This window comes from Pseudomonas sp. SWRI81 (genome assembly GCF_014268545.1).
GTDB lineage: Bacteria > Pseudomonadota > Gammaproteobacteria > Pseudomonadales > Pseudomonadaceae > Aquipseudomonas > Aquipseudomonas hamedanensis.
This window is the reverse complement of the sequence record NZ_JABWQS010000009.1, coordinates 104,816-122,990: the sequence shown is the minus strand read 5'-3', so window position 1 is coordinate 122,990 and position 18,175 is coordinate 104,816. Positions and strand designations below refer to the sequence as shown.

Below are 18,175 nucleotides of genomic sequence, written 5' to 3'. Positions count from 1 at the left end.
TATAACTCAATAAAAGAGCCATTTAGTTTAGTTATATTTAATTGTTATTAGGAATGGAGGAGGGCAACTCACCCAATGACCTAGGGTTAGCTCATCCTTAGCCGTCGATATATTCACTACAAAAGACAATGCATTATGGACTATGAGCGTTTGCCAAGCCCTGGGTTATCGAGGAAGCGCGTGCTTTTTTGAGGGCCGCACAGATCCTCGAACAAGGTGCTTCAATCGGTGATTTCCAGCGCTACTGGCCAGCCGTGATGAATTCGGCGCTTGCGTCTGAGCTGCTTCTCAAGTCATTCCTTGTTGAGGCTGACCGTCGATTTCCACGGTCTGAATATGATCCTGAAGTACATTTGCGTTTGGTCGCCGGCTTACCAGGAAACAGGCATGGTCTGATCGATCTCTACAACGCTATTCCTTTTGAGCTGGCAAACCAGCTGCGTGAAACGTCGGAGAGATTGGCTCCAGGCTTTCAACTGGAGAAATGGATCACGGCTAGCTCGAAGCTTTTCGTTGGCACTCGATATCCATATGAAGCCAACTCGGTTCAATCCGTTGACTTCGATGTGTTGAAGCTCGCGCCGCATCTGGATCAGTGCTAGAGAAAATGACTCGTCAACCAGTCGGTCTCAAGCTTCAAATCTGACCGCCAGAGCCCCCCAGCTCCGTATGTGGCGGTTCACATAATGTATATTATGTTAAATCATGTATTGCGCTACGTGCCCTGGCAGCAACACCGGTCTCGTTTGGTTTGGCATGCGCATCTGGATCATCCAGAGAAACGACCTACCTCATTACCCACCAGCGTGGTTCTTCCTCAGTGGTTGAACCGTAGTCTTTATACGCGCCCTTTTCTTTTAGTCTCACAATTTCAAAGGCTTTCAAACTCAAATCGAAACCGACCAAAGACTGACACTTCTCTATAACAAACAACCTCCAATTTCAAAATATTCAATAATTAGCACTCGAAGGATTTCAGCTCCAACCTCAATAGCCAATAAGTCTAAAGACCACACTTTATTTTTTGCGGATGAAGACTAGGCTCACCATTCGCGCAGGGACATATGGATGTAATGCGCGATAGCCAATCACGAAGAAATCAACGAAAGGACTACTCCATGGAAAGCTTTGGTCTCAACGATTCGCAAACCAATTGGAACGGCGGCCAGCGTATTACGCTAAACGCGGGAGATACGGCGACGTGTACTACTTTGCGTCCTGGCCAAATTTACGGAATATTCTTATACAACTCAGCGGGCAACGATAATAATGTCGACGTCAATGTTGTATGGAGCAACAGCAAAGCGCCGGTGAAAATACTCGTCCCTGGCACGACAGCCAACGCCGGCCTGGCGTCTATGGGCTTCGTCTCTGGCAGCGACACCCAGACCATTTCCATATCTATTTCGAGCGGGAGTGGCAACGGTCAAGTCGAAGCCTGGTTGGGCAGTGTGAGCATGCCAATCAATACAAGCGGCCTTACCAATAATGTTCTGCAAGCCAATGGAGAACAATATCAGTTCAACAAATACTCCCGGTACTTCGCCGTACCACCTTCAAAATGGATGAATTTGACTATTGTAAGCAAAATCACACAGTTCATCTCCTGCCAGTTTCGCGAAGCAAATGCAACTGTGTTCGTGGTCAATGAAACTTCCAACGGCTTGCTAACTGGCCAGGTGACCAGCATCGGCCCAACTGCCTCAGAGCCTGGCGCGGTTACTATCATCCCGACACAAATACAAAGCGTCTCCAACAACCTTCAGGGTGACGGTAGCCAATGGGTATGGATGGATGCGGATAGCGTGCAGGATTCTTCAAGTGCAAGCATTTCGCTGCAATCGCTTTAATTAGCAAAAAGAATAAAAAGAGTCGCACAAAGTGCGGCTCTTTTGGTGAGAGCTTATAGATTACCTGTCAGCAGATGCTGCCGACCGCCGACCCTGCTCATGGGGAACTCACGCTGGGACGCGCAGGCGGCTCGTCACCCGATTAATCTCCCCAACCACCCGCCTTGTCGCCTCCTCGATCGCTCCCTCATTGCGGCATAAAAACCAGCCCTGTTCAGCAACGGCTTGCTCAAACGCCTGAGTACAAGCGACATGCTCCTCCAGACCGCGAAGCACAGTACTGCTTAAGCCGCGCCGTCGTGCCCCTGCCCTCGCCCACGAAATCTCCGCCGCTGTGACCACCCCAACATGCAGGTCTGGCACCTGTACGTTGCGATCAAGGTTCAATTGGAGGATCTCTGCGAACGGGACTATGCGGCGAAACGCAGCATCGGACGGATACCAACGATCAATCAGGATAATGCTGTCGGTGGGTTGTTTCGTCAGCACGTGCCGGGAAATCCAGCTGCGGCTATCAGCCAGGCGTTGGCAAACTTCCAGCTCCAGATCCCGGTCAGGATGTCGGACGAGCCGGTTCACCAAGTGCATTGTTTCGCCCCTGAACGGGTCGCTTTTTTTCTCGCAAAGCCGGATGACTTTCTTATTGTCAGCCCTCAGGACTTCGGTGATGGCCTCCAACAGCGAGGTTTTGCCGACGCCTTTCGGGCCATCCAGAGCGACAAACAGCGGACGATTCATTGTTCACAGGCTTCAACGGAGAGTAGCGAACACTCTAACGGATTTTCAGGTTGAACCTCTGATGCTCAGGCGTACTCCGAAATTTAAATCCAGGAGAAACGTATGACCCAGACAGCTTTGGTCGTGGGCGCCAGCGGTATCGTCGGTAGCGCCACCACTCAATTACTGATCGACAACCAGTGGCAAGTCGCCGCACTGTCGAGACATCCTTCACAAGCGCAAGGCGTGATCCCTGTCGCGGCCGACCTTCAGGATCTTGCTTCGCTGCAACAGGCGCTGGCAGATTTAAAACCCACTCATGTGTTCATTACCACATGGTCGCGGCAAGCCACGGAGGCCGAAAACATTCGCGTGAATGCCGCCATGGTACGCAACGTGCTCACCGCTATTCGCCCAGCCAGGAGCGTTCAGCACGTAGCACTGGTTACCGGGTTGAAACACTACCTCGGCCCGTTCGAAGCGTATGGTAAAGGCAGCCTGCCGCAGACACCGTTCCGCGAGGAGCAGGGTCGTCTGGATGTTGAAAACTTCTATTACGCCCAGGAAGACGAACTCTTCGCCGCGGCTGAAAAGGACGGTTTCACCTGGAGCGTTCATCGCCCGCATACCGTCACTGGGGTAGCCGTTGGCAACGCGATGAACATGGCAACTACCCTCGCCGTCTATGCCTCGATTTGCAAACAAACCCATCGGCCTTTTGTGTTTCCGGGGTCACGGGTGCAATGGGACAGCCTCACCGATATGACGGACGCGCGGCAGTTGGCGAAACAACAACTATGGGCAGCCACCACGCCGGCTGCGGCCAATCAGGCATTCAACGTCACTAATGGCGATGTTTTCCGTTGGAAATGGATGTGGGGGCGCATTGCCGAATACTTCGATTTGCCTGCTGCGGACTATCCCGCTTCACTCTCACCCCTTGAGAAACAGATGGCTAACGACCAAGCCATATGGACGCAGATAGTCACGGAGCACGGCCTGAAAGAACCCGATATTGGTCGCCTGATATCGCCATGGCATACCGATGCTGACCTTGGGCGACCCATCGAAGTTGTCACGGATATGTCGAAAAGCCGCACCCTGGGATTCACGGCATACCAAGCGAGCGATCAGGCATTTTTCGACGTGTTCGACAAATTACGAGAGATGCGTTTGATTCCTTAGACCGTTCCAGAACGCTGGGCTGACTTGTTCGCGCCAGGCTGCTCCCACAGAAAATCAAGGTGGGCACTTGGCGCTGTCCCTGATTGAACAGAACTTTTCCGCGCTCTCTCTCCGAACGACCTGGTGGTCCATCCGGAAACCTCGACTTGATGTTCCATAGCGCCGCGTTACAGGTTAAACCTACGCGCCTTTGCCCTCCCCTGATCTGAAATATCCAAACTCCAAGCAAAATCCAAATGCCTCAGGCCAAGTGCCTGGATAGTGCGTTCTACAAGAGTGCTCTGTATCCAAGTGTGTACCGAGGCGGACGCGTTACACAACATTGAGCTTGCAGCAGCGCAAGACACAAGCGAGATACACCAACCGGATGAACTACGGCCATGGCCAGCGCAGTGGGTCCCGTGCCTGCCACCTCTCATTGGAAGTACCTGAAGTGCTTCCACTTTCTTGACGACAAGTCGGAGAATTAAATCAATGCAAGCAAACATGTCATCAGTCTTGAATCGGCTGCACCTTAACCTCGATCGCGTTGGAGACTGGATCGCACCTTTAAGCTTGCGCATATTTCTCGCTTGGGAGTTTTTTGAAGCCGGGTGGGAAAAGTGGAACGGTGAGAACTGGTTCCCAAGCATTCAAGGTGCATTTCCTTTTCCCTTCAATCAGCTGCCGGCTACGTTTAACTGGCAGTTATCAATGTGGGCAGAACTGCTCTGTTCCATTGCTTTGCTTGTAGGTCTGGGAACCCGCCTCTCGGCACTTGTCCTCATAGTAGTAACCGTCGTGGCGACTGCCGCAGTTCACTGGCCAGCAGACTGGTCGACGTTGAGCGACCTGGCCAAGGGTTACTCCGTCAGCAACAAAGGTTACGGCAACTTCAAGCTGCCCTTGATCTATCTCGTAGCACTGGTGCCGCTGCTGTTCACAGGAGCCGGAAAGCTGAGCCTGGATGCATTCATCGATCGGTGTAGCAAGCGTTTGAATGCGCGCTGAGGACCGTGGATTCCGGAGAACGAAACTCATGCAAACGAACATTTCATCATCAGTGCATTTAGATCCACAGCCCCCACTTGAGGCAACCGTTGGCCTCGGACTTCGCCGTGCGCTTCTCAAAACGCTTCGTGACGCTCCCGTTGGCGATTTCGACTTTCTAGAGGTTGCTCCAGAGAATTGGATCGGCATTGGCGGCGCTCATGGAGATGCCCTGAAGTTGCTAGCTGAACGCTATCCGCTGTCATGCCATGGCCTGTCGCTTTCGTTAGGTGGCAGTGCGCCCCTGGACGAGTCTTTTCTTGAGCAAGTACGCGGGTTCCTCGATCGCTTCAACGTGCCGTTTTATAGCGAACACCTGAGTTACTGCAGTGACGATGGCCAGCTATACGACCTGCTGCCATTGCCTTTTACTGAGGAGGCAGTACATCACGTTGCTGCGCGCATTCGTCGTGCACAGGACATTCTTGGCCGCCGTCTTGCTGTAGAGAACGTCTCTTACTACGCCGCTGCTCACCAGGATATGGACGAACTTACGTTTACCAACGCAGTACTTCGCGAGTCCGATTGCGACCTATTGCTCGACGTTAACAATGTGTACGTCAACTCAGTGAACCATCGGTTTGATCCAACGGTTTTCCTGGCCGGCCTGGAACCAAAACGCGTAGTCGCTATGCACGTGGCTGGCCATTATGACCAAGCCGATGACCTGATAATTGACACCCACGGCGCCTCGGTCAAACCGGTCGTCTGGTCATTGCTGAGGCAGGCTTATGACCTCTTTGGTGTGAAACCAACGCTACTGGAGCGCGATTTCAACTTTCCGTCCTACGCCGAGCTTGTGGCTGAGCTGAATATCATCAGGCTGTTGCAGCGCGACGCGGATGCTTGGGTGCGGGTGACCGCCGATGGCTGACTTCACTGCAAGTTTGCACAGTCAGCAACTCGCGATGACCCGTTACCTTCGTGATCCGGACAGTTATCCGCCGCCTGCGGGGATGAACCCCGTAAGAGCCCGGGTTTATCTCGATTTGGTGTTGAATAATCTATTGGGGTTGCTGGGTGGAACGTTTCCGGTACTGGTTGCCGTGCTCGGTGATGCCGGTTGGCGTGCACTGGTGCGACGTTTTTTGCGTGACTACCGCACGCAAACGCCACGTTTCGGAGAAATCGCACGTGAGTTCGTTGACTTCGTAGCGAGCCTGGAGGACTCGCCGGGTCACGAACATCCCTGGTACCCGTTCCTGCCTGAACTGGCCCATTACGAGTGGGTGGAGATGGCGCTGCAACAGTTGGACGCTGCCCCGTTAATGGCCAGTGATGCGGCGCAGTTACTCGACCGCCCTCTTCGGCTCTCCCCGCTCGTCTGGCCGCTGGCTTACACCTGGGCCGTGCATCGTCTCGGGCCAGGAAACCTGCCTTCTGAAGCGCCAGAACAACCAACATTACTGCTGATCAGCCGTGTGCCGAGTGGCCAAGTGCAGTTCTCGCAGGTCAGCCCGCTGGCATGGCGTTTGTTGCAGCGGATCGAGCAGTTCCCGGATATGGACGGCCGGGCGCAGTTGCATGCGTTGGCTGCAGAGGCTGGTGCTTCAGATGTGACGAGCTTCGTTGCCGACGCACTGGTTCTGCTGCGCCAGCTTCATGAGCAAGCTGCAGTCGGCGTAGCGGCGGCACCTGTTTTCAGGCTGTTGTCCTGACTGACCATTAACGGCTCATGGGCGGCTGTGTGCGTCCAGCAGGAAATGCAATCGCACTTTTTGTATCGCTGTGTACCCGTGCGCGGACTCTTGGGATTGGCTTACAAATCGCTCCCTTGCCTGATACAGCGTGGATACATAGCTCCGGCTTAATAGGTCTTACCCGATAAGGTCGCCCTGTCGAGGTGGAAAACGCTTGCATGCTTAAGTCATGGAATTCCAGGCTTTTCCCACTTCGCCTAGAGCTTCCGTAAGGGTTTATTCGCCCTGTGGCATGAATTGCGGCTTGGCCGCACAAAGCATCTGGAGAATCACCATGTACCGTAAATCATTATCAAACAAAACCAGTCTTGGCCTGGCTGCTATTGCTTTAGCTGGCGGCATGAGCCTGGCATCGTCTGCGGCTTTTGCTGTTGAGGCATTGCCCCAAGGCTATCAACTGGCATCGGCAGACAAAGCCGGCGAAGGCAAGTGTGGCGAGGGCAAATGCGGTTCTAGCCAAGCCAGCGACAAGTCCGCTACTGCCGAAGGCAAGTGCGGTGAAGGCAAGTGTGGTGACGACTCTTTCGCTCGCACAGACACCGACCATGATGGCCTCGTCTCTCTTAAAGAACTCCTGGCTGTGGCACCTCAGGGCGGTGAAGAATTTCAATCGATGGACACCAATCACGATGGTTTTCTTACGGAAGGTGAGGTCTACAAGTTCAGGACCAACCAGTACACCTCCAACGGCAAGAAAGTACCTACCGAGCTTTTCACCCGCATGAGCAAAGCGCAGAACTGATTCCTTTTCCCGCAATATTCACCCTCCCTGCGGCTGCAGCCAGGGAGGGCGATTTACTTCTGAATAGCTTCCGGTGGCCTGCATGCGACTTTGTCCGGAATCTAATCACGCCAGATATTTATTAGTTACACGGCGCCATAAGTGATGTTCTGCAACCCTCATTTATTCATTAAACGCAACATTCTAAAGTCGACCCCACTGCTCGCCTCATCCTATCGATGGGTCGCCAAAAGGAGACTTTCCCATGCACTTTCAGGGCGTATCAAAGCAAGCCTCAAACGGTGCAGGGCAACCTTTTTCGAACCCCTGCGCAACCCACAGGTCTGCTGCGGAACGATCTCTGGAAATAACCGCCATGTCCACCCGACACACTCTGGTCTTACTTGCTCGAGGCGGATATGCCGCGCGAGGTGTTCTGTATCTGATCATCGGCATCTTCGCGCTGCTCGCAGCGCACGACTCCACCAAACCGAAAGACAGCCACAAAAGTCTTGAGGCGTTGCTGAGCCAGCCGTTCGGCTATGTACTTGTGGGTCTGGTGGTCGCCGGGCTTCTTGCCTTCGCCGCCTGGCGTGCATTACAGGCTATTCGCGACATTGATCACCACGGCAACGAACTCAAGGGCCTGGTCATTCGTGCTGGTTTGCTGGCCGGTGGTCTGGTCAATGCGGCACTGGCCTTCTTTGCCTTGAGCCTGCTGGTGAGTGGCGTTAGAAGTTCCGGCGGTTCCGGGGATGGCAAGACCAAGGATCTACTGGCGCAGTTGTTGTCGTTCGAGCACTCGAACATGCTGATTTACCTGATCGCGCTGATCCCGCTGGGTGTGGGAATCGCGCACATCATTAAAGGCTGGAAGGCCTCGTTCGAGAAGTATTTCGAGGCGGATGATGAAGTGATGCGCTATGTGCGCCCAGTGTCGCGGTTTGGGCTGATCGCCCGCGGCGTGGTGTTTATCGAGATTGCCCTGCTGATGGCTGTCAGTGGCTCGATATACCAAGCGACCCATCCTCCCGGCATGAAGGAAGCGCTTGATGCACTGCAGAATCTGCCGGCAGGCGGTGTGCTGCTGATGCTAATGGCGTTGGGCTTGATCGCGTTCTCGGTTTACAGTTTTTCCGAAGCCGCCTGGCGCAGGATCAACATGGATGTGCCGTTGTAAGCGGCGCCATTCGAGGGGGCGTACCCCCTCGACATCCAGTTATCAGGTAAACAGATCAACACCCAGTTGGAAGGCGACCCAAAGCGCCAGTCCGGTGGCAAACAGCAGCGCGATGTTTTCAAACAGGTTGTTGCGATATTGCTTGTCCAGCAGCGACTTCTGGTTGGACATGATCAGCAAGCCCAGGGAAATCACCGGCAAGCCAATGATGTTCAACGCGCTGACACCAATGGTCAGTGTCACGAAGTCCGGCATGCCCGGCAACGACCAGATCAGCGGTGTGACCAGGATGAACAGCATGAACCACTTGTGCATCGGGTCGTGATGGAACTCTTTGCCGTACTTCTCGCGACGCTCAGGGCGCACGTGCTGGAAGGCATCGGTGATCAGCATCGGGAACGCCGTGGTCTTGCCTGAAATGCTGGCAAACAACGTCGCGAACACACCGATGAAAAACACGTACCAGCCGATCGGGCCGAAGAAGATTTCCAGTGCCTTGCCCAGGTCGCCCAGGGTTCTCACCTCGATACCGTTGGGCCGCAGGATTTCCGCACCAACGATCCAGATGGCCAGGTTGATGATGATCCCGACGAATACGGCAAACAGCAGGTCGTTGCGCTGAATGCGCTTGTGCTGCGGTCCGATCCAGCCTTTCTGGCGCATGACATAGGGGTGAACGAAGTTTGCGATAGAGCCTGCAACCGCACCGATCACCGAGACGGCCACCAGCAATGCGCCATGCACACCTTCGTCAGGCGGAATGCTGAAGCCGATAGTACCTTTGATGATGCCGGTGACATCCGGGCCCGACATCACCGCCAGGGCGATGAACGCCAGGGTCATGATCGCCAGCAGCAGCTTCATCACGCCTTCGATCATTGTGTAGATGTTGCGACCCACCAACATCCAGACCGCCAGCACCACGGCCACCGAGCACAGTAATGGCTGATCGATCTTGAACAGCATCGCCAGCGACTCCCCTGCTCCCTTGATCATGTAGGCATTCATCAGATGCCCCATCAACAAGGCATAAACGAGCATGAACCAGGCAAACACCGGGTTGAGCTGGGCGTAGCCCTGGAGAATGGTCATGCCCTGGTTATTGCACAGCTGGAAGCGGGCAATGATGTTGACGATCAGGTACCTCAACAACAACGAAACCGCCAGCACCCACATCATGGCGTAGCCGTAATTCGCACCGGCCACGGAGGACGTGATCAGATCCCCGGCACCGAGCCACGACAGCACGGCGATAATGCCGGGGCCCAACAGTTTAAGCATGCGCATGAAACGGTTTTGCGGTTTCGCAGCGGCCTGATGATCGAGTGAAGGCATGCTCGTCATAGGGGTATCTCCGTTATTGTTTTTGTGAGAACGATTGCAGCTCGGCACATTAGGTACGATGTCGTACAACAACGCTAATGGGAGAGTATGTAAAAATGTTTCAAGCGTCCCTGGCCGTCGCCCTCCCCGATCATTTCTCCCAGACCAACTCAGTCACCTTATCGTTATCGCTCGAACGCAGCGGCGCGGACGGCCGACAAAATAAGCGTTGAGACATCCGTTAATCACTCATAGGATGACTGATCACAAAAACAACAAGGCTGAAATTGATGAACAAAATCGCCGTTATCGCCGCGGCTGTCGCCTCCGGTCTGTGCCTGTCTGCCAATGCGGCTACCTATGCTTACGTCTCAAGCCCCGGCGACGGTCTGATCTCGCAGTACCGCCTCGATCAGGACAACGGCGCACTCACCCTCGTGGAACAGACTCAGGCTGGTGACCAGGTCAATCCCATGGCCATCACCCCTGACGGCAAGGTGCTGTTTGCAGCCTTGCGCGTCAAACCCTTCCAGGTTCTGGGCTACCGGATCGATTCGAAGAGCGGTCACCTGACGCCATTTACCCAGGCGCCTCTGGCAGAGAGCATGGCCTATCTGTCTACCGACCGAAAGGGACGCTATCTGCTCGCTGCGTCCTACGGCGCCGATCTCGTCAGCATTCAGAAGATCGCTAAGGATTATCAACCTTCCGCCAATGTCCTCCGCTACAAGACCGGCCTGCATGCGCATTCGATCCGTACCGAGCCGAGCAATCGCTTCGCCTACGCCGGTAATCTTGGGACAGACAAGGTTCTGCAATATCGCCTGGATGCGCAGACTGGTGAACTCAGCCCGATTGGCAGCGGCTACGTCAGTGTTCCAGACAAAACCGGGCCTCGGCATCTGGCGTTCTCGCCGAACGGAAAATTCCTCTACGTGGTCGGCGAAATGAGCGGCACCGTGACCGCGTTTTCAATCGACGACACTACCGGCGCGTTGACGCAGATTGCCGATGCCAACGGCATTCCTGCGCGCTTGAAACTGGCCCACGGCGAAGTTCGTGATGCGCGCAACAACGATTTGAAAGACGACCCCACTCCGCGCATCTGGGCCGCTGACCTGCGCATGTCCCCGGATGGAAAACTTCTGTTGATGAGCGAGCGCACCAGTAGCAGCGTCTCTGCATTTGCCGTTGACCCGTCTACGGGAGGACTTGAGTTTCTCGACAACTACCCGGTACAGGAACAGCAACCGCGCAATATCGCCTTTTCCCCCGACGGTCGCTGGTTGCTGGTGACCGGCGAAAAAAGCGCCAAAGTCGGCACTTACGCCGTCAGTAAAGACGGCGCCCTGAAGCGTGTCGGTGAAGCGGCATCCGGCAAAGGCGCGTTATGGATAGAGATTCTGCAAACGCCTGATGCCTGACTATTTGCGCAGCAGCCACTGCTCTGTGCGCCGCATTTGTATCACTGTGTAGCGTTGGCTGGCGCAGATACATTCGCATGCGAAGTTCAGCCGCGCGAACACATATCTGGCACATTTAGCGCGCTAAATACCACTGTCGCTTCCATTCCTCCTTTACTCACCGACAGGACATCACCATGAACAAAGTATTCGCAACCCTCGCCCTCACTGCCGCCATGTTCGGTGCCAGCGCCGCGTTCGCCGCACAGGACAAACCCACTGTGGTGTTGGTACACGGTGCGTTCGCCGATTCGAGCAGTTGGAACGGCGTGGTCAAGATTCTGGAGAAGGATGGCTATCCGGTAATTGCCGCCGCCAACCCGCTGCGCTCGGTCAAAAGTGACGCGCAGTCGGTGGCGGATGTGCTGGCCAGCGTGAAAACCCCGGTGGTGCTGGTCGGTCATTCCTACGGTGGCCCGGTGATCAGCGCAGCCGCTTATGGCAATGCCAACGTGAAAGCTCTGGTGTACGTCGCCGCTTTTGCGCCAGAAGCCGGTGAAACGGCGGCTGAACTGTCCGGGCGTTTCCCCGGCGGCACCCTCGGCCCGACGCTCGCGGCCCCGGTTGCTTTGGCCGACGGCGGCAAGGACTTGTACATCCAGCAGGACAAATTCCATGCTCAATTCGCTGCCGACGTTTCCCCGGCTGATGCGAAGTTGATGGCCGCGACTCAACGCCCGGTGACCGTCGCCGCGCTCAATGAAGCCGCGACCGAACCCGCATGGAAAACCGTGCCGTCGTACTTCGTCTACGGCGATCAGGACAAGAACATCCCGGCGCAAGCCCTGGCGTTCATGGCCGAGCGGGCTCACGCGAAGAAGACCGTGGTGGTCAAAGGCGCGTCGCACGTGGTGATGGTGTCCAACCCGAAAGTCGTCGCCAACCTGATCGAAACCGCTGCGACGACGCAATGACCGATGGATGGGAGCGATCCTGCTCCCTTCCTTGAATTCACCGCAGAGATCATTTCACCGACTGAAACAATGGATTGCGATTTCTGGCCATTCCCTCCAAACCGACTGAAGGTCAACATGAGCTCAACTTTGGGTTTACAGCCCTTGGCAGCTCACCGGCCCGTTGCACACGAGGAGAATCAAAATGGACACAGTGTCGAAATCAGCGTCCTCGCCCTGGCACGAAGGTGAGCTGACTCTGCAGCGTGCTGTCGGCGCCGTGGACATGATGGCGGGCGTTGGCCAGCGGCAACTGGCCCGCGACTGGATGCCGGATCAGCACCGTGAGTTCTACGCGCAACTGCCCTTCGTGGTGCTCGGCGCGGTCGACAGCCAGGGCGATCCATGGACAACGATCCGCACCGGCCAGCCCGGTTTCATGGAGTCGCCGTCTCCGCAAACCCTCACGATCAGACTCGACGATCAGCCCAACGATCCGGCTCAGCCAGGTTTGCAGCCCGGCGACGCGATCGGCATGCTCGGCATCGAATTGCATACGCGTCGGCGCAATCGCATGAACGGTACGATCAGCCGTCGCGATGGCAACAGCCTTGAGATCGGCGTAACGCAGGCTTACGGCAACTGCCCGCGCTACATCAATCTGCGCCAGTACGCGTTCGTCGACGAGACCACCGACACCGCGCTCGACTTGACCGTCAGCGAACCCCTCGTGCGCGACATGATCACCGCTGCCGACTCGTTCTACGTCGCCACCTACGTTGTGCGCGACGGCCAGCGACAAGTCGATGCCTCGCATCGCGGCGGCAAATCCGGATTCGTCCATATGGATGACGACGGCACGCTCACCATCCCGGATTTCTCTGGAAATCTGTTCTTCAATACCTTGGGTAACATTCTGCTCAATCCGCGTGCCGGGCTGACCTTCATCGACTTCGAAAGCGGCGACCTGTTGCAAATGACCGGCACCGCAGAGGTGTTGCTCGACGACCCGCAAATAGCCGCCTTCCAAGGGGCCGAGCGTCTGTGGCGGTTCAAGCCGCAGCGCATCGTTTATCGTCAGGCCGCGCTGCCGTTGCGTTGGATCGATCAGCCCGAGGGCGATTCGCCCAACTCGCAAATGACCGGCAGTTGGGAGCAGACCCGCGAGCGCTTGCAGGCGCAAGCCCTGCGTAATCAATGGCGGTCATTGCAGGTGACGCGGGTTGTCGATGAGAGTCCGCAGATCCGCTCTTTTTACCTGCAAGCCAACGATGGCTTCGGCCTGCCCCGCTTCGAACCGGGGCAGCATGTGCCGATCAAGGTTTTGCTGGACGGACACGCCGCCGCGTCGATCCGCACCTACAGTGTTTCCAGCGCGCCGTCGGATGAGTTTGTGCGCATCAGCGTCAAACGCGACGGCTCGGTGTCTGCGCACTTGCACGACCGCGTTCAGGCGTTGGATCTGATCGAAGCTCGCGCGCCACAAGGCGATTTTACTGTCGATGCGACGGAGCGGCGCCCTTTGGTGTTGTTGGCGGCCGGGGTCGGGGTGACGCCGTTGCTGTCGATGCTGCGCGAAGTGGTCTATCAGGGCAAACGCATCAGCCGCATGCGCCCGACCTGGCTGATACAAAGCAGTCGCACCGTCGAAGATCTGGCCTTTCGTGAGGAAATCGATGATTTGGCAGCGCGTGCAGGCGACAAAGTGCGTGTGCTGCGGGTGGTCAGCCAGCCACCCGTCGGTACTCCTCCGCAGGGCTACGACCACGCCGGGCGCATCGACATCGCTTTATTGAAAAGCCTGCTGCCGCTGGATGACTACGACTTCTACTTGTGCGGCCCGGGCAGTTTCACCCAGGCGCTGTACGACGGTCTGCGCAAAATGCGCATCCCCGACGATCGCATTCACGCCGAGACCTTCGGCCCGTCGACATTGTTGCGCGATGTTGAAGTCAGCACCCCGGCACCGCCGCAAGCCCCCATCGCTGCGGAACCGGTCAAGGTGCTGTTCGCCGCCTCCGGCAAGGAAGCACGCTGGGCACCGGGTTCCGGCACGTTGCTGGAACTGGCCGAGGCCCGCGGTCTGAACCCTGAGTTCAGCTGTCGCGGCGGTTCGTGCGGCACCTGCAAAACCCGCTTGAGTAGCGGCCAGGTGCATTACCTCAGCCCGCCGGCCATACGCCTGGCGGACGACGAAGTGCTGATCTGCTGCGCCGCGCCGGCGCAGGGCAGCGAAACGTTGGTGCTGGATGTCTGAGTCAGCGCCAGGCTGACTAGGGTTTCGCTACCGCTACCACCCTGCCCGCCGAGCCATGCTGACGGGCAGTGACCAGACCGACGAAGGAAATAACCAGCGCCAGGCCAATGGTCGAGGACACTTCAAGCCGATGCGCCGGGGTGAACATCATCACAGCGAGGGCCGTGCAAATAAACGCGATCACCAGCCAGGTCAGCCAGGGAAACAGCCACATGCGCAAGGTCAGTTCGACCTTCTCCCTTTCCAGCCGACGGCGCATACGCAACTGCGAAATCGCGATCACCAGGTACACCAGCAAGGCAATCGCGCCGGAACTGGCGAGCAGGAACTGAAACAGCCCGGCCGGCATGAAGTAGCTGAGCAGCGTGACGCCGGCGCCGATCACCGTACTGGCAATCACCGCCGCTCTTGGCACGCCGGCCGCCGAGGTCACTTTCAGCGCGGGCGGTGCGTCACCGCGTCGGCCCAGCGAATAAAGCATGCGCGAAGAAATGTAGATCGACGAGTTCATGCAACTGGCCACGGCGATCAACACCACCACGTCGACGAGAAACTTGGCGTGAGGAATGTTCATCAGTTCGAGGGCGCGCTGGTAAGAGCCCACCGAGGCGAGCAGCGGGTCATTCCACGGCACCACGGAAATTACCACGAAGATCGAGAGTAAATAGAAAATGCCGATGCGCCAGATCACCGAACGTGTGGCCTTGGCGATGTTCTGCGCGGGATTGTTCGATTCTGCTGCGGCGATGGTCACCGCCTCAGTGCCTATGAAACTGAACATGATGGTGATGAATGCGCCGACCACGGCGGACAAGCCGTTGGGGGCGAAACCACCGTGCTGCGCCATCAGCGAACTCAAGCCACTGGCTTCCCGCTCGGGAATCCAGCCCATCAACACCGCAAAACCCAGGCCGATGAAACCGATGATCGCGATGACCTTGGCCATCGCAAACCAGAACTCGAACTCACCGTATTTCGACACGCTGAACAGGTTGGTAATCACCAACAAGACGATCGACAGCAAGGCAAACAGCCACGCGTCGACTTGGGGAAACCATTGGTTGAGCACATGCCCGGCGGCCAGCGCCTCGATCGGTATCACCAGCACCCAGAACCACCAGTAAAGCCATCCGATGGTGAACCCGGCCCAGCGACCGATCGCCTGATCAGCGTAGGTCGAAAACGAACCGGTGTCGGGATGCGCCACGGCCATTTCGCCGAGCATGCGCATGACCAATACCACCAACAGTCCGGAAAACAGATAGGCCAGCAAAACGGCTGGCCCGGCGGCGGCGATAGCGTGTCCTGAGCCGACGAAAAGTCCTGCGCCGATGATGCCTGCGATGGAGAGCATGGTGACGTGACGCGGTTTGAAACCTTGCGCCAACTGACCGGTAGAGTCCTTGGGGTTCAGGCTATTCATGGGTTCTTATTGTTCTCATGATCGACGTTTCGGGCCACTGACTGAGCGTCAGGCGATCATCATTGCTCGCCGTCGAGACCGGCGAAAGCAGCGGCGCAGACGCTTCGGCGAGGAAATGATGCGTCACCTTACGTGGCCAGGCCGCACGCTCACTAGCCTGTATGCGGCATGTCGATGCCTGATCTCGACATGCCACAGTCAGGCCATCATGGCCCAGAAGCGACAGCTAAGCCGGGTTTACAGCGTGTAGGAAATCCCCACCTGTACGGTTCTCGGTGCGCCCGGATAGGCGTAGACGTTGCCGAACGCGCCCTCTTCGTAATCACTGTCGAACAGGTTTTTTACGTCGAGATTAATCCGCACGTTGTCGTTGACCTTGTAGAAACTCAGCAGATCGACCACGGTGTAGCTGCCCATCGAAAATGCTGTGTTGGCAGTCTGCCCGGCGCGCTCGTCGACGTATTTCACACCAGTGCCCAGGCCAAGGCCTTTGAGGGTGCCGTCCTGGAATTCATAAACGTTGAGCAGGCTGAAGCTGTTCTGCGGAATGTTCAGCAAACGCGTGCCGGAACGCAACGTGTTGTCCTTGGTCACCTCGGCATCGACGTAGGCGTAACCGCCGATCACTCGCCACTCGGGGGTGAGATTGCCGGTGACATTGAGGTCCAGGCCACGGCTGCGCACCTCGCCGGCCGCCACGTTAAACGTCGAATCCACCGGATCGGTGGTCAGCACGTTGCGTTTTTCGATCTGATAGATCGCCGCCTCGACACTCAACTGCTGGTCCAGCGCCTCCCACTTCAGGCCCATTTCGTAGGACTTGCCTTTCTCCGGGGCGAAGCCACCGCCAGTGCGGCTGGCGCCGGTGTTGGGCTTGAACGAGCGTGCGGTGTTGGCGTAGACCGCCAGCGTCTCGGTCAAATCGTAGGTCACGCCGAGGCGCGGGGTTACCGCGTTGTCGCTGGCTTGCCAATTCTTGCCGCCTGGTACGTAGGTTTCGTAGTCATGTTCGAAGCGTTCGAAACGCGCCCCGGCCAGCACTTTCAGTTTGTCGGTCAACGCAACCTGATCCTGGACGAACGCAGCGTAAGTCTTCAGGTTTTCCTTGTCGTGAGTCGGCGTACGGGTCAGTGCCGGGCGTGGCTGACCGTAGACCGGATTGAAGATGTCGATCGGATAGGCCCCGACCGCGCCGCTGGAGCGCTGGATGATCGATTTGTAGTCGTAATCTTCGTATTCGATGCCGGTGAGTAAGGTGTGCTGCAAGGCCCCGGTGCTGAAATGCCCGGTGAGGTTGAGCTGGGTGTCCTTGTCGGTCCATTCCAGTTTGCGATAGTTGAAGTTGCGCCCCAGCGTGCGGCCGTCAGCGGCAATGCCGTTGGCCTCGATCGCGTCGCCCTTGAGCGAGCCGTCGAGCCACTGGAAACCGCCGCCCAGGGTCCAGTCATCATTGAGCATGTGCTCAAAACGCAGCTGCGCCATGTTGTTGTCGTTGTGCAGCTTGCCGACGTCTTTCTCACCGAAGAACGTGTCGCGCGAGGCCGTGCCAATCTGCTTCGGATAGCGCGTCAGGCCTCGGTCCAGCGGCGCGTTGTTGCGCATGAAATCGCCTTCGAATATCAGCTTGGTCGCGTCCGATGCCTGCCAGGTCAGCACCGGCGTAATGCCGTAGCGTTCGGTCTCGACGTGATCGCGAAAGGTGTCGCCGCCCTCGCCCACCACGTTCAGTCGGTACGCCAGTCGGCCTTCTTCATCAAGCGGGCCGGAGGCGTCCAGCGTGCCGCGCTTCATGCCCTGGTCGGTCAACTGACTGCCAAGAGTGACGCTGCGCTCGGGCAATGGCTGCTTGGACACCACGTTGAAGGTACCGCCCGGATCGCCACGACCATAGAGCATGGTGGCCGGGCCGCGCAGGACTTCCAGCCGTTCGATGGTGTTGGCATCTGGCATGTTCGGGTAGCCACGATTGATCGGGAAACCGTTGCGGTAGAACTCGCCAGTGGTAAAACCGCGCACGGTGAACGTGGTCAGCCCCTGCCCGCCGAAATTGTTCGCCCGCCCGACGCCGCCGGCGTAATCCAGTGCGTCCTGCAAGCGGGTGGCGCCGATGTCTTCAACGGCGTCCTTGGTCACGACGCTGATCGATTGTGCGGTTTCGTGAATCGACGTATCGGTGCGCGTCGCACTGGCCGAACGTGTCGCCCGATAACCCTGCACCGGGCCGTCTGCCCGCTCGTAATCCGCCGTGCCGACGACGTCGGTGGCCTCCAGCTCCAGCGTTGATGAGGACTTGGTTTGCTCGGCCCATGAAGTTGAAGACAACGCCTGCAGCACACAAATGGAAAGCAGAGTACGACGCATGAAGTGAAAACCTTTACGAATAGGCCAAAACGAAGGGCAAAGCCGCCAGTGAAAACGCGGCGCATGGTATACC

Annotated in this window: 15 protein-coding genes; 11 read left to right on the top strand and 4 right to left on the bottom strand. The window is 57.0% G+C overall.

The window, feature by feature from the left end:
- Positions 1 to 188: 188 nt before the first annotated feature.
- Entirely contained in the window at positions 189 to 602 is a 414-nt protein-coding gene (locus HU765_RS08590) for a hypothetical protein (protein ID WP_238344670.1), read from the top strand.
- 516 nt (positions 603 to 1,118) lie between these two features.
- Positions 1,119 to 1,850 (top strand): hypothetical protein, encoded by a 732-nt coding sequence (locus HU765_RS08585; protein WP_186548205.1) that lies wholly within the window; start codon positions 1,119 to 1,121, stop codon positions 1,848 to 1,850.
- A 108-nt stretch (positions 1,851 to 1,958) separates the two neighbouring features.
- Here HU765_RS08585 and HU765_RS08580 read toward each other — a convergent pair whose 3' ends face one another.
- The gene (locus tag HU765_RS08580; protein ID WP_186619750.1) at positions 1,959 to 2,588 is read right to left on the bottom strand and encodes a dTMP kinase; all 630 of its coding nucleotides are present in this window, start codon (positions 2,586 to 2,588) and stop codon (positions 1,959 to 1,961) included.
- A gap of 102 nt (positions 2,589 to 2,690) precedes the next feature.
- Between HU765_RS08580 and HU765_RS08575 the strand changes: the two genes are divergently transcribed.
- The 6 genes from HU765_RS08575 (at position 2,691) to HU765_RS08550 (ending at position 8,382) form a co-directional block, all read left to right on the top strand.
- Positions 2,691 to 3,752, top strand: coding sequence for an SDR family oxidoreductase (locus HU765_RS08575; protein ID WP_186619749.1), 1,062 nt, complete (start codon positions 2,691 to 2,693; stop codon positions 3,750 to 3,752).
- 474 nt (positions 3,753 to 4,226) lie between these two features.
- Positions 4,227 to 4,742, top strand: a complete 516-nt coding sequence (locus tag HU765_RS08570; RefSeq protein WP_186619748.1) for a DoxX family protein — start codon at positions 4,227 to 4,229, stop codon at positions 4,740 to 4,742.
- A 28-nt stretch (positions 4,743 to 4,770) separates the two neighbouring features.
- Complete coding sequence (locus tag HU765_RS08565) at positions 4,771 to 5,655, top strand: DUF692 domain-containing protein (RefSeq protein WP_186619747.1); 885 nt, start codon at positions 4,771 to 4,773, stop codon at positions 5,653 to 5,655.
- Positions 5,648 to 6,439 carry a putative DNA-binding domain-containing protein gene (locus HU765_RS08560; protein WP_186619746.1) on the top strand — a complete coding sequence of 264 codons (792 nt, stop codon included), beginning with the start codon at positions 5,648 to 5,650 and terminating at the stop codon, positions 6,437 to 6,439. The genes HU765_RS08565 and HU765_RS08560 overlap by 8 nt, the downstream gene beginning before the upstream one ends.
- A 316-nt stretch (positions 6,440 to 6,755) precedes the next feature.
- Positions 6,756 to 7,223 (top strand): hypothetical protein, encoded by a 468-nt coding sequence (locus tag HU765_RS08555; RefSeq protein ID WP_186619745.1) that lies wholly within the window; start codon positions 6,756 to 6,758, stop codon positions 7,221 to 7,223.
- Positions 7,224 to 7,578: 355 nt separating this feature from the next.
- Positions 7,579 to 8,382 (top strand): DUF1206 domain-containing protein, encoded by an 804-nt coding sequence (locus HU765_RS08550; RefSeq protein WP_186619785.1) that lies wholly within the window; start codon positions 7,579 to 7,581, stop codon positions 8,380 to 8,382.
- A gap of 42 nt (positions 8,383 to 8,424) precedes the next feature.
- Here the strand turns inward: HU765_RS08550 and HU765_RS08545 are convergent, their stop codons facing one another.
- A complete protein-coding gene (locus tag HU765_RS08545) occupies positions 8,425 to 9,726 on the bottom strand; it encodes an Nramp family divalent metal transporter (RefSeq protein WP_186619744.1) in 1,302 nt (433 codons plus the stop codon).
- A gap of 269 nt (positions 9,727 to 9,995) precedes the next feature.
- On the opposite strand from HU765_RS08545, the gene HU765_RS08540 reads away from it, so the two are divergent.
- From HU765_RS08540 to HU765_RS08530, 3 genes are all read left to right on the top strand, one after another.
- Complete coding sequence (locus tag HU765_RS08540; protein WP_186619743.1) at positions 9,996 to 11,129, top strand: lactonase family protein; 1,134 nt, start codon at positions 9,996 to 9,998, stop codon at positions 11,127 to 11,129.
- 176 nt (positions 11,130 to 11,305) lie between these two features.
- Complete coding sequence (locus HU765_RS08535) at positions 11,306 to 12,082, top strand: alpha/beta hydrolase (protein ID WP_186619742.1); 777 nt, start codon at positions 11,306 to 11,308, stop codon at positions 12,080 to 12,082.
- Positions 12,083 to 12,266: 184 nt separating this feature from the next.
- Positions 12,267 to 14,318 carry a pyridoxamine 5'-phosphate oxidase family protein gene (locus HU765_RS08530; protein WP_186619741.1) on the top strand — a complete coding sequence of 684 codons (2,052 nt, stop codon included), beginning with the start codon at positions 12,267 to 12,269 and terminating at the stop codon, positions 14,316 to 14,318.
- Positions 14,319 to 14,334: 16 nt separating this feature from the next.
- On the opposite strand, the gene gabP is transcribed toward HU765_RS08530, so the two are convergent.
- Both gabP and HU765_RS08520 read right to left on the bottom strand, forming a co-directional pair.
- Entirely contained in the window at positions 14,335 to 15,741 is a 1,407-nt protein-coding gene (gabP, locus tag HU765_RS08525; protein ID WP_186619740.1) for a GABA permease, read from the bottom strand.
- Between the two features lie 237 nt (positions 15,742 to 15,978).
- Complete coding sequence (locus HU765_RS08520) at positions 15,979 to 18,102, bottom strand: TonB-dependent siderophore receptor (RefSeq protein WP_186619739.1); 2,124 nt, start codon at positions 18,100 to 18,102, stop codon at positions 15,979 to 15,981.
- Between the last annotated feature and the right edge of the window lie 73 nt (positions 18,103 to 18,175).

What these genes read in the sequence shown, in the direction of transcription:
- HU765_RS08585 (WP_186548205.1), top strand. Translation starts at nt 1,119, where the DNA reads ATGGAAAGCTTTGGTCTCAACGATTCGCAAACCAATTGGAACGGCGGC.
- HU765_RS08580 (WP_186619750.1), bottom strand. Translation starts at nt 2,588, where the DNA reads ATGAATCGTCCGCTGTTTGTCGCTCTGGATGGCCCGAAAGGCGTCGGC.
- HU765_RS08575 (WP_186619749.1), top strand. Translation starts at nt 2,691, where the DNA reads ATGACCCAGACAGCTTTGGTCGTGGGCGCCAGCGGTATCGTCGGTAGC.
- HU765_RS08570 (WP_186619748.1), top strand. Translation starts at nt 4,227, where the DNA reads ATGCAAGCAAACATGTCATCAGTCTTGAATCGGCTGCACCTTAACCTC.
- HU765_RS08565 (WP_186619747.1), top strand. Translation starts at nt 4,771, where the DNA reads ATGCAAACGAACATTTCATCATCAGTGCATTTAGATCCACAGCCCCCA.
- HU765_RS08560 (WP_186619746.1), top strand. Translation starts at nt 5,648, where the DNA reads ATGGCTGACTTCACTGCAAGTTTGCACAGTCAGCAACTCGCGATGACC.
- HU765_RS08555 (WP_186619745.1), top strand. Translation starts at nt 6,756, where the DNA reads ATGTACCGTAAATCATTATCAAACAAAACCAGTCTTGGCCTGGCTGCT.
- HU765_RS08550 (WP_186619785.1), top strand. Translation starts at nt 7,579, where the DNA reads ATGTCCACCCGACACACTCTGGTCTTACTTGCTCGAGGCGGATATGCC.
- HU765_RS08545 (WP_186619744.1), bottom strand. Translation starts at nt 9,726, where the DNA reads ATGACGAGCATGCCTTCACTCGATCATCAGGCCGCTGCGAAACCGCAA.
- HU765_RS08540 (WP_186619743.1), top strand. Translation starts at nt 9,996, where the DNA reads ATGAACAAAATCGCCGTTATCGCCGCGGCTGTCGCCTCCGGTCTGTGC.
- HU765_RS08535 (WP_186619742.1), top strand. Translation starts at nt 11,306, where the DNA reads ATGAACAAAGTATTCGCAACCCTCGCCCTCACTGCCGCCATGTTCGGT.
- HU765_RS08530 (WP_186619741.1), top strand. Translation starts at nt 12,267, where the DNA reads ATGGACACAGTGTCGAAATCAGCGTCCTCGCCCTGGCACGAAGGTGAG.
- gabP (WP_186619740.1), bottom strand. Translation starts at nt 15,741, where the DNA reads ATGAATAGCCTGAACCCCAAGGACTCTACCGGTCAGTTGGCGCAAGGT.
- HU765_RS08520 (WP_186619739.1), bottom strand. Translation starts at nt 18,102, where the DNA reads ATGCGTCGTACTCTGCTTTCCATTTGTGTGCTGCAGGCGTTGTCTTCA.